General features: G+C 58.7%; 11 protein-coding genes and 1 pseudogene. 10 read left to right on the top strand and 2 right to left on the bottom strand.

What is annotated here, in order from left to right:
• Positions 1-144 precede the first annotated feature (144 nt).
• The 10 genes and pseudogenes from QPJ95_RS20970 to QPJ95_RS20925 form a co-directional block, all read left to right on the top strand.
• Positions 145-300, top strand: a pseudogene (locus QPJ95_RS20970) (lysophospholipid acyltransferase family protein); the annotation flags it as partial.
• 8 nt (positions 301-308) lie between these two features.
• Positions 309-1,118 (top strand): glutamate racemase, encoded by an 810-nt coding sequence (locus QPJ95_RS20965; protein WP_270918091.1) that lies wholly within the window; start codon positions 309-311, stop codon positions 1,116-1,118.
• Positions 1,119-1,230: 112 nt separating this feature from the next.
• On the top strand, positions 1,231-2,259 hold the full coding sequence (gene argC / locus QPJ95_RS20960; protein ID WP_270918092.1) for an N-acetyl-gamma-glutamyl-phosphate reductase: 1,029 nt from the start codon (positions 1,231-1,233) through the stop codon (positions 2,257-2,259).
• 7 nt (positions 2,260-2,266) lie between these two features.
• Positions 2,267-2,710, top strand: coding sequence for a cytochrome c maturation protein CcmE (gene ccmE / locus QPJ95_RS20955; protein WP_270918093.1), 444 nt, complete (start codon positions 2,267-2,269; stop codon positions 2,708-2,710).
• A 142-nt stretch (positions 2,711-2,852) separates the two neighbouring features.
• Positions 2,853-3,464, top strand: coding sequence for a holin-associated N-acetylmuramidase (locus QPJ95_RS20950; RefSeq protein ID WP_270918094.1), 612 nt, complete (start codon positions 2,853-2,855; stop codon positions 3,462-3,464).
• Positions 3,455-4,042 carry a 3TM-type holin gene (locus QPJ95_RS20945; RefSeq protein ID WP_270918095.1) on the top strand — a complete coding sequence of 196 codons (588 nt, stop codon included), beginning with the start codon at positions 3,455-3,457 and terminating at the stop codon, positions 4,040-4,042. Before QPJ95_RS20950 ends, QPJ95_RS20945 begins: the two co-directional genes overlap by 10 nt.
• A 72-nt stretch (positions 4,043-4,114) precedes the next feature.
• On the top strand, positions 4,115-6,088 hold the full coding sequence (locus tag QPJ95_RS20940; protein WP_270918096.1) for a heme lyase CcmF/NrfE family subunit: 1,974 nt from the start codon (positions 4,115-4,117) through the stop codon (positions 6,086-6,088).
• Positions 6,085-6,558, top strand: coding sequence for a cytochrome c-type biogenesis protein (locus QPJ95_RS20935; RefSeq protein ID WP_390922709.1), 474 nt, complete (start codon positions 6,085-6,087; stop codon positions 6,556-6,558). The genes QPJ95_RS20940 and QPJ95_RS20935 overlap by 4 nt, the downstream gene beginning before the upstream one ends.
• 171 nt (positions 6,559-6,729) lie before the next feature.
• Positions 6,730-7,278 (top strand): DUF2087 domain-containing protein, encoded by a 549-nt coding sequence (locus tag QPJ95_RS20930; protein ID WP_270918097.1) that lies wholly within the window; start codon positions 6,730-6,732, stop codon positions 7,276-7,278.
• A 40-nt stretch (positions 7,279-7,318) separates the two neighbouring features.
• Positions 7,319-8,095 (top strand): enoyl-CoA hydratase-related protein, encoded by a 777-nt coding sequence (locus QPJ95_RS20925; protein WP_270918098.1) that lies wholly within the window; start codon positions 7,319-7,321, stop codon positions 8,093-8,095.
• 59 nt (positions 8,096-8,154) lie between these two features.
• Here QPJ95_RS20925 and QPJ95_RS20920 read toward each other — a convergent pair whose 3' ends face one another.
• Both QPJ95_RS20920 and gltA read right to left on the bottom strand, forming a co-directional pair.
• A complete protein-coding gene (locus QPJ95_RS20920) occupies positions 8,155-9,384 on the bottom strand; it encodes a calcium-binding protein (RefSeq protein WP_270918099.1) in 1,230 nt (409 codons plus the stop codon).
• A 214-nt stretch (positions 9,385-9,598) separates the two neighbouring features.
• Positions 9,599-10,894 carry a citrate synthase gene (gltA, locus tag QPJ95_RS20915; protein WP_270918100.1) on the bottom strand — a complete coding sequence of 432 codons (1,296 nt, stop codon included), beginning with the start codon at positions 10,892-10,894 and terminating at the stop codon, positions 9,599-9,601.
• Between the last annotated feature and the right edge of the window lie 28 nt (positions 10,895-10,922).

Raw genomic sequence — 10,922 nt, 5'->3', positions numbered from 1 at the left:
CGGTTCTTCATCTGGCGATAAATATCCCGGGGTCCGGGGCTGGCCCCGGTGCAACAGCTGTTGCGTGCACAAACGCCGGTTTTGCCGGTGGTCGGCCGGTGGTCGGCCTGTGGCTGGCCGCCGGATAGTGCCGCTGCGCGGCAGATTGGCGATCCGATTTACTGCGACAGACTTCAGCCGCGGCACTCAGGCGCCAAAGCAATGATGGATTTCCTGCGCAAAGCCCCGTATGAGCTTTCCCCAACGCCGCTAAAAACTTATGATTACGGCTCTGACTTCGAGGACAGGCGTCGCGCCTGACAGGGACTATGGCAGTTGGTATCTTTGATTCCGGATTGGGCGGCCTGACCGTCCTGAACGCCGCGCAGCAGCGGCTGCCCGATGTTGACTTTCTCTATTATGGCGATAATGCCCGTGCGCCTTACGGGGTGCGGGACGCCGAGGATGTCTTTCAGCTGACCAGAGGCGCGGTTGAAACCATGTGGTCGCATGGCTGTGATTTGGTGATTCTGGCCTGCAATACCGCCAGTGCCGCGGCGCTGCGGCGCTTGCAAGAGGGCGGCTTGCCGCCGGGCAAACGGGTGCTGGGGGTCTTTGTGCCGCTGATCGAGGCGCTGACCGAGCGCCAATGGGGCGACAATTCGCCACCGCGCGAAGTTGAAGTCAAACATGTTGCGCTGTTTGCCACGCCGGCAACCGTCGCCAGCCGGGCTTTTCAGCGCGAACTGGCGTTTCGGGCCATTGGTGTGGACGTCGAGGCGCAGAGCTGTGGCGGGGTGGTGGATGCCATTGAGGACGGCGATGAGATCCTGGCAGAGGCCTTGGTGCGCAGCCATGTGGAGGCGCTGAAGCGCAAGATGCCCGAGCCGCAGGCCGCCATCCTGGGCTGCACCCATTATCCGCTGATGGAAGCCTGTTTTCAAAAGGCGCTCGGGCCGGATGTGAAGGTATTCAGTCAGGGTGATCTGGTGGCTGAAAGCCTGGCCCATTATCTGGATCGTCACCCCGACATGATGGGCAGCGGGCCGGCTGGGTTTCTGACCAGTGGTGACGCCGCCCGGGTGAGTGATCGCGCGACCCAGTTTCTGCGACGAGAAATCACTTTTGCCGCCGCATGATCAAGCCGCATGATCAAATTGCCTGATCCAGGTCAAGGCGCTTGTCCCTTCCAACCCTATCTTCATCACCAGTCCTGGCGATGACATATGACATTCAAGAAAGAGGTCTGATATGGCCCATAAAATAGCTATTCTGGGCGCCAGTGGTTATACTGGTGCCGAACTGGTGCGGTTGATTTCGCAGCATCCGGGTCTGGAGATCGTTGCCCTGTCAGCCGACCGAAAGGCGGGTATGGAAATGGCGCAAGTCTTTCCTCATCTGCGGCACCTTGCGCTGCCAACTCTTTGTAAAATCAATGAAATTGACTTCTCTCAAGTCGATCTGTGTTTTTGTGCCCTGCCGCATAAAACCAGTCAGCAGGTGATCTCGGCACTGCCGGACACCCTGAAAATCGTCGATCTGTCAGCAGATTTCCGTCTGCGGGATCCAGCCGACTACGAGGCATGGTACGGCAACCCGCACGCGGCGCCAGAGCTGCAGAAAGAGGCGGTTTACGGGCTGACCGAGTTTTATCGCGCGGAGATTGCCGCGGCGCGTCTGGTTGCAGGCACTGGCTGCAATGCGGCAGCTGGGCAGTTTGCCCTGCGGCCCTTGATCGCCGCCGGAGTGATTGATCTGGATGATATCATTCTGGATCTGAAATGCGCGGTGTCCGGGGCTGGCCGCTCGCTAAAAGAGGGCCTGCTGCATGCTGAGCTGAGCGAAGGCTATAATGCCTATGCCGTGGGCGGCAGTCACCGGCATCTGGGTGAGTTTGATCAGGAGTTTTCCACCATCGCCGGGCGTCCGGTTCAGATTCAATTCACGCCACATCTGATGCCCGCCAACCGGGGCATTCTGGCGACGGCCTATGTCAAAGGCGATGCGCAGGAAATTTACTCCACCTTTGCGGCAGCCTATGCGGATGAGCCCTTTCTTGACCTGCTGCCGTTTGGCGAAGTGCCCAGTACCCATCACGTACGCGGCTCAAACTTTTGCCATATCGGTGTCTCGGCGGACCGGATCGAGGGCCGGACCATCATCATCGCAGCATTGGATAACCTGACAAAAGGTAGCAGCGGTCAGGCCTTGCAGAATGCCAACCTGATGTTAGGTGAAGATGAAACAACGGGGCTGATGATGGCTCCGCTTTTCCCGTGAGGACGACATGAAAACACTGAAAAAGCGGCGGCGGGTGCAGATTATTGTGGTGTCGGTGGTGACTCTGGCGCTGGCCACCGGGCTGATCGGCTGGGCCCTGCAGGATGGTATCAACTTTTTTCGCGCACCCAGCGAAGTGATTGCCCAGCCGCCGCTGGCCAGTGAAGTCTTTCGAATTGGCGGTCTGGTCGAAGAGGGAACGCTGGTCAAGGGACAAGGCAAGGTGGTGACATTTTCGGTCACCGATGGTGGGGCCTCGGTTCCGGTGTCATATACCGGTGTTTTGCCGGACCTGTTTGAAGAGAACCAGGGGATGATCGGCACTGGAAACTACATCGATGGTGTGTTTGTGGCCACTGAAATTCTTGCCAAACATGACGAGAGCTATATGCCGAGAGAGGTTGTCGATGCGCTGAAAGAGCAGGGTGTTTACGTCGATCCCGACAGTTGAAGCAACCTGACGGCTGCGGCCTCCGGCGGAGGTATTTAGGACAAGAAGAAGCGCGCGGTCTGGATAACAGGGCGCGCGCTCTGCTGTCTGGGGGGTAAGGTTTTGGCGGCAGAGTGTTGCGCACATCCTATAGGAGAGCGTAATGCCAACTGTGCAGCAGATTGCTGAGGATATTGTCGCCCGTGAAGGCGGCTTTGTGAACGACCCTGATGATCCGGGCGGTGCCACCAATCATGGGGTGACGCTGGCGACGATGCAGCGATTGGGGCTGGATCTGACACGAGATGGCCGCATTGGGGTGGCGGATGTGCAGGCTCTGAGCCGGGCCCAGGCGGTGGATATATTTGTGAAGCATTATTTTGCCGCGCCACAGATCTGTGATCTTCCGGCTGAGCTGCAACCTTCGGTGTTCGACATGTATGTAAATGCCGGCGCCAATGCGGTGAAGATCCTGCAGCGGCTGTTGCGTGACATGGGCTATGATGTTGCCGTGGACGGCGTGATCGGACCGCAGACAGAGGCGGCGGCCCGGGCGGCTGGCGCGGTGGATACGATGGCGTTGCGGGACGCCTATGGGGTGGCGCGGCGCAACTACTATTTCCGGCTGGCGGATCGTCGGGTCGCCAGCCGGAAATATGCCCGCTCAAAGGCGGGGGGCAAAGGCGGCTGGATTCGCCGCGCCGAAGCGTTTCTGTCGCCCTGTTATCATCTGAGCGATCTGGGTTTTCGGGCGCGGGTGGCAGCATGGGGCTGATATCTGAAGTCTTGAGTGTAATTTTTGGGAGCAACCGCAATGTGTTGCGTGAAACTGTTGAAGTGCTTCGGGAGAATTCAGAAGCGGGTGCAGGTCGCGGCCATGACCGAGAGATGGCTGCTCTGGCACAGATGCAGGCTGAATTTTCGGTGGCGCAAAGGGGCCGATTTGATCGGCTGATGGATGCGGTGAACCGAATGCCGCGACCGGCTCTGGCGCTGGGGACCCTGGGGTTGATGGTGTCGGCGATGGCGGATCCGGTGTGGTTTGCGCAGCGAATGCAGGGAATTGCGCTGGTGCCAGAGCCATTGTGGTGGTTGTTGGGGGTTGTGGTGTCGTTCTACTTTGGGGCGCGACAACAGGTGAAAAGTCAGCAATTGCAAAGCGATATGGCGCAAATTCTGGCGCGAGCCCCGCAGGTGGTCAGAAACATCTCGGCGCTGCGCGGGCTGGCTGAGGGACCTATGGACAATGCGGCAACGCAGGGCGTTGCTACGGATGAAATTGCAGTGGTCACGCCGGGGGAAAACCCGGCGCTTGATCACTGGACCAACACCCACCGGGGAGGGACGGAATAAAGCACAAACCTGTGACGGGATGGCGCGGTAATTGCCATTGGCCCGCCGCCCTGTTCAGCCTATACAGTCGCCATGATTACAGAACTCGGACACTTCGCCCTCATCCTCGCCTTTTTGATTGCTATCGTGCAGATGGTGGTGCCGCTGATTGGTGCCCATATGCGATGGCCGGGATGGATGGCGGTTGCCGAGCCGGCCGCACAGGCGCAGTTCCTGTTTACCGCCTTTTCCTTTGGCGCCCTGACCTGGGCCTTTGTGACCTCTGATTTCTCGCTGAAGCTGGTGGTGGAAAACAGCCATTCGGCCAAGCCCATGCTGTATAAAATCAGCGGTACATGGGGCAACCATGAGGGCTCGATGTTGCTGTGGGTGCTGATCGTTTCGCTGTTTGGCGCGGTTGCCTCGGTGTTTGGCGACGGTTTGCCGCCAACCCTGAAGGCGCGCGTGCTGGCGGTGCAGGCCTCGATCGGGGTGGCGTTTTTTGCCTTTCTTCTGTTCACCTCGAACCCGTTTTTGCGCATGGTGGTGCCACCGTTTGATGGCCAGGATCTGAACCCGCTGCTGCAGGATCCGGGCCTGGCCTTTCACCCGCCGTTTTTGTACCTCGGCTATGTGGGGCTGAGCATGGCGTTTTCCTTTGCCATTGCCGCCCTGATTGAAGGCCGCGTTGATGCGGCCTGGGGGCGCTGGGTGCGGCCCTGGACCCTGGCGGCCTGGGTCTTCTTGACCATCGGCATCGCTCTGGGCAGCTGGTGGGCTTATTACGAGCTGGGCTGGGGCGGCTTCTGGTTCTGGGATCCGGTTGAGAATGCATCCTTCATGCCGTGGATTCTGGCCACTGCGCTGCTGCACAGTGCGATTGTGGTCGAAAAGCGCGAGTCGCTGAAAAGTTGGACAATTCTGCTGGCGATCCTGGCCTTCAGCTTCTCTCTGGTGGGTACGTTTATCGTACGATCCGGATTGCTGACCTCGGTGCATGCCTTTGCCACGGACCCGGTGCGCGGGGTGTTTATCCTGTATATCCTGGCGATCTTTACCGGTGGTGCGCTGACGCTGTTTGCCACCCGTGCGCAGGCGATGGAGGCCAAGGGGGTGTTTGGCGTGGTTAGCCGCGAGAGCATGCTGGTGGTCAATAACGTGCTGCTGGCCGTCAGCTGTTTTGTGGTGTTCTTTGGCACTCTGTGGCCGATTGTGGCCGAACTGGCCTTTGATCGGAAGCTCAGCGTCGGGCCGCCTTTCTTCAACGCCGCCTTTACGCCCTTTATGGTGGTGCTGGGGCTGGTGATGCCGGTGGGAGCCATGTTGCCGTGGAAGCGGGGCAGGCTGGGCCGTGCGGCCTGGACCCTGCGTTATGTGTTTGTGCTGGCGGTTGCCCTGGGTGTCACCGCCTGGGCGATGCAGTCGGGGCGCTCGGTGCTGGGGCCGGTGGGGTTGTTCCTGGGGTCTTGGATGGTGTTTGGCGCCGCTGTTGATCTGTGGTCGCGCACCGGACGATCCGGTGTGGCCGGGCGGCTGGCGCGGCTTGTGCGCTTGCCGCGGGCCGATTGGGGCAAGACGCTGGCACACGGTGGTCTTGGCATCACCATGTTTGCCATTGCCGGGCTGACCGCCTGGGAGGAAGAGGATATCCGGGTGGCCTATATCGACCAGCCGTTTGAGGTTGGTGCCTATAGTTTGACGCTGGAAGGTGTCGCCCGCAGTCGTGGGCCGAACTACTACGCAACAACTGGCACTGTGCGGGTGACCAAAGCCGGGCAGCTGGTGGCCATGATGAAACCCGAGAAACGCAATTACCCGGTGACGCGGATGCCAACCACCGAAGCGGCTATTGATTTCCGTTTCCTGCGGGATCTCTATGTGGTGGTTGGTGATCAGCAAGCTGACGGTGGCTGGGTCATCCGGACCTATATCAAACCGCTGGCCAACTGGATCTGGGGCGGCTGTTTGCTGATGGCACTGGGTGGTTTGCTGTCGCTCAGTGATCGCCGGTACCGGGTTGCTGTTGGCGCCCGTAAGTCACGGATGACGGGGGTGGCTGCGGAATGATCAATAGCTGGAAAATCTGGGTCGCTGCCTTGGCTGTGATGCTGAGCCTGATTGGCTCGGCCTGGGCGGTGCAACCGGACGAGGTGCTGGACGATCCGGCGCTTGAAGCGCGGGCACGGGAGCTGTCCAAAGATCTGCGCTGTCTGGTGTGCCGCAATGAAAGCATTGATGAAAGCAACGCCGACCTGGCCCGCGATTTGCGTGTCCTGCTGCGAGAACGTCTGGTGGCTGGCGACAGCGACACAGAGGCTATGGAGTTTATCGTCGACCGGTTCGGTGAATATGTGCTGCTGCGGCCGACAACAAGTGGCGCCAATTGGCTGCTGTGGGCGGCGGGTCCAGGGATGCTGATTATGGCGATGATTATGGCCGGGCTCTATGTGCGCGGGCGCGCGGCCCCATCAAAATCCTCCGATGCGGGGTTGACCGGGGCCGAGCAGGCCCGGCTTAAGGAACTGATGGACGAGTGATTGCATCGCTCGCCTGCGGTTGCTAGGGTGAACTTGGTCAGCAGTTCACCCAGGCTCCGCCATGCGCTAAACCTGCTTTTTGTATATCCGGATCCTTTGCTCAGGATACCATTAGGATAAGGGCGGGCATCCACATCCCTGAACGGGCTGCGGTATCCATGGGAGAGACATATGACCCGGGATGTTATTCGGCTGACCATTGCCGACCTGTCACAATTCACCAAATCACTGCGCAGCATATTGCCCGATCCCCCCAGCCACGTTGAAATGTTGAACGTGGTGGCACAGGCGGCGGGCTACAAGAATTTTCAACACCTGCGGGCGACAAATACGCCGACCCCGCAAGTGGACCGACGTCGGGTTGACCGTGCCCTGCGCAATTTCGACGCTGAGGGACGGTTTGCCAATTGGCCGGGTAAAACCAGCATGCAAAATCTTTGCCTTTGGGCGGTCTGGGCCTTGATCCCGCCGCGAACCATTATGAATGAGCGCCAGATCAGCGCCTTTATCGATCAGCAAACAGTAACCAGTGATGCCGCGCAAATCCGTCGCTCGCTGGTGGAAATGAAACTGCTGACCCGCACCAGGGACGGCTCGCAGTATTGCCGGGTCGAGCAACCGGTGCCTGCCGATCCCCGGGCGCTGATTGCCGAACTGCGCGAGGTGCAAAGACCAGCTTTGCCTGACGTTGCGTTTGCCTTTCACCGACCGGCTACCTAAGTCAGCATGTAAACAACGTAAAATGATGTGAGGCCGAGTGATGGACTACAAGGAAATTACCTATTTGCTGGCGGATGGGCTGGCGATTGTGACGTTGAACCGCCCTGAAAAAATGAACGCGCTGACCAGCCAGATGCGGGCCGAGATAACCCACGCCATGCGCCGTGCTGGTGGCGAAGCGCGGGCCGTTGTGTTGACCGGGGCAGGGGCGGCCTTTTGCTCAGGGCAGGACCTGAGCGATGCCAGCAATGGTAAAGACCTGGATCTGGAACGCACCCTGCGGGATGAATACACTCCGATGCTTGAGGCGGTGTATGACTGTCCGGTGCCGACCATTGCGGCGGTGAACGGTCCGGTGGCTGGCGCCGGGGCCAATCTGGCGCTGGCAACAGACGTGGTGATCGCCACCGAGAGCGCCTATTTCATGCAGGCCTTTGCCCGTATTGGTCTGATGCCGGATGCCGGCGGCACCTGGTTCCTGCCGCGGCAGATGGGTATGGCCAAAGCCATGGGTGCTGCGCTGTTTGCCGATAAGATCTCGGCCCGGCAGGCCAGTGATTGGGGCATGATCTGGGAAGCGGTGCCGGACGCGGAGTTTGGCGATCAGTGGCGGGCGCGTGCCACCTATCTTGCCAAGGGTCCAACCAAGGCCTTTGGCGCCATCAAACAGGCGATCCGGGCCAGCTCGGGCAATACTCTGCCGGAACAGTTGTCGGTCGAGGCCAATCTGCAGGGCGAATGTGGCAAATCCCGCGATTTCCTGGAGGGCGTCACCGCCTTTATGGAAAAACGGCCAGCAAAATTCGAAGGCCGCTAAACCTGTGGCCGCCGTTTGGGATCAAGCGGCGGCCATTTCATGTCCTGTCATCTCTGGTGTCAAGCGGCGGGCAACAATGCGATATCGGTGCTGATGTCAAAGGTATCGCCTGCGTTCTCTAACCGCATGACTATGACACCGTCAGCCATAATGACCGCGTCGCTGCCGCCGCTGCTGTTGGCCTCGGCGACCATGGTCATCTTAGGTTCTGGCTGGCTGTCGTCATAAATATAGCCCAGAACGTCTTCGCCCTCAGTGAAATCGGTAATCACGGCGGCCTCATGGCCTTCGATCCAATCGCCAGTCAAAAAGACGTCCTCGCCTTCGCCACCGGTCAACGTGTCACCGATGCCGGCAAAAATCGTGTCGTTTCCATCGCCGCCATCAACGATATCTCCGTCACTGTCGGTATCCTGCGAAAAGTCCAGTTTCAAAAGTTCCTCCAACTCGGCAGGCGTCAGGTCGGCAGGAGGATTGGTGAATAGATCAACAAGAACCTGATCATCGATGAAGCCACTGGCGTAAATAAGGTCATCGCCACTGCCCCCATTTAATTCATCGGTTCCAGCGCCGTCCGTCAGGATATCATTGTTGGCACCGCCGTTCAGCGTGTCATCGCCGTCCTGACCAAAGAGCAGGTCTAGGCCGTCACCGCCGTTGAGCACATCATTGCCCTCACCGCCAGTCAGCAGATCATCGCCAAGGTTGCCGCCGACAGTGTCATCACCGAGACCACCGTCAACCAGATCATGACCGTTGCCGCCAGAGACGCTGTCATCACCACCGCCGCCATAGATGGTGTCATCACCTACGTCACCAAAAACACGGTCTGCTCCAGCGCCGCCGCGCAGAAAGTCATTGCCGTCCTGGCCCAGAACGGTGTCGTTGCCCTCGCCGCCATAGACGCTGTCATCACCGGCACCACCAGAGGCGACATCATTGCCACGACCGCCATAAACCTTGTCGTTATCTTCGCCACCATCCAATTGGTCGTTGCCGTTGCCGCCAAACAGGCTGTCGTCGTCAAAGCCGCCGGTAATGGTGTCATTTCCGTTGTCGCCAAACAGCCGATCGCCCCCTTTGCCGCCGGTCATTTCGTCGTCGCCGTCCAGACCAACCGTGCTGTCCGCGGCAGAGGTTCCAAGCAATAGGTCGTTGCCCGCGGTTGCTGCAGTTGGTTCCTGCTCGATAGGTATCTGGTCGCTGTCACTTTCGGAGGTGTCATCGTCGTCATCTGCCACCACAAAACCGACAACCAGTCCCAAACCAATCAATGTCATCCAAATCATTATAAGTGTCCGATCTAAAGAATGTGGTGAAATTATGTAGAATTAATGGAAAATTAAGACGTAGGCTGAAGGGGCGTCAAGAAGAAACGATCATTATGTCGATGCTGGGAACAATGGCCGGAAATCAGGGGTGTTGTCGCAAAAAAAGAGCCCCAAACCATCAGGTTTGGGGCTTTTGTTAACGACGCTTTGCCTGCGGTTTAGCAGGACCAGACTACCGATTCTCGATGTCGGTATAGTTGCGTGCAGTCTCGCCCAGATAAAGCTGACGCGGGCGGCCGATTTTGTTCTGTGGATCGGCGATCATTTCCTTCCACTGCGACACCCAACCAACGGTGCGCGCAACCGTAAAGATCGGCGTGAACATCGAGGTTGGGAATCCCATCGCCTCAAGAATGATGCCCGAATAGAAATCGACGTTGGGGAACAATTTCTTTTCGATGAAATAGGGATCATGCAACGCGGTCTGTTCCAGCTCTTTGGCAACCTGCAGCAGCGGGTTGTCTTCGATGCCTAGCAGTTCCAGAACCTCGTCAGCCGACTGTTTCAGCACCGTGGCGCGCGGATCGGTGTTCTTGTACACCCGGTGGCCAAAACCCATCAGGCGGAACGGATCGCTCTTGTCTTTGGCGCGGGCGATGAATTCAGGAATGCGGTCAACGGTGCCGATTTCCTTGAGCATTTCCAGGCAGGCCTGGTTGGCGCCACCGTGGGCCGGACCCCACAGACAGGCGATGCCTGCGGCAACACAGGCAAACGGGTTGGCGCCCGAGGACGAGGCCAGACGCACGGTTGATGTGGATGCGTTCTGTTCGTGGTCGGCGTGCAGGGTGAAAATGCGGTCCATGGCGCGGGCCAGGATCGGGTTCACATTGTAGTCTTCTGCCGGCACCGAGAAACACATGTGCAGGAAGTTGGCAGCGTAATCCAGATCGTTGCGCGGATAGACAAAAGGCTGTCCGATTGAATATTTATAGGCCATCGCTGCGATGGTCGGCAGTTTGGCGATCAGCCGGATTGATGCCACTTCACGCTGCCACGGATCGGCGATATCGGTTGAATCGTGATAGAAGGCCGACATTGCCCCAACAACACCAACCAGCGTCGCCATCGGATGAGCATCGCGACGGAAGCCACGGAAAAAGTTGTGCATCTGCTCATGCACCATGGTGTGGCGAGTCACACGGCCTTCGAAATCTTCCAGCTGGGTGGCAGTGGGCAGCTCACCGTAAAGCAGCAGGTAGCAGACCTCTAGGTAATGTGACTTACCGGCCAGTTGGTCGATGGGATAGCCGCGGTGCAGCAGTTCACCCTTGTCGCCATCGATAAAGGTGATGGTGCTGTCGCAGCTGGCTGTCGAGGTGAAACCCGGATCGTAAGTGAACACACCCGCCTGGGCATATAGCTTCCGGATATCAATAACATCTGGCCCGGCTGTGGGTGAAAAGATCGGTAGCTCATAGGATTCGCCATTGAGGCTAAGCGTGGCGGACTTCTTGGTGTCGGTCATGGATATCCCTTCCTGTTACTGGCATGAA

Source organism: Parasedimentitalea psychrophila, from assembly GCF_030285785.1.
GTDB classification, from domain to species: domain Bacteria; phylum Pseudomonadota; class Alphaproteobacteria; order Rhodobacterales; family Rhodobacteraceae; genus Parasedimentitalea; species Parasedimentitalea psychrophila.
Note: the sequence above shows the minus strand (reverse complement) of the source record. Positions and strands in the feature narration are given on the sequence as shown.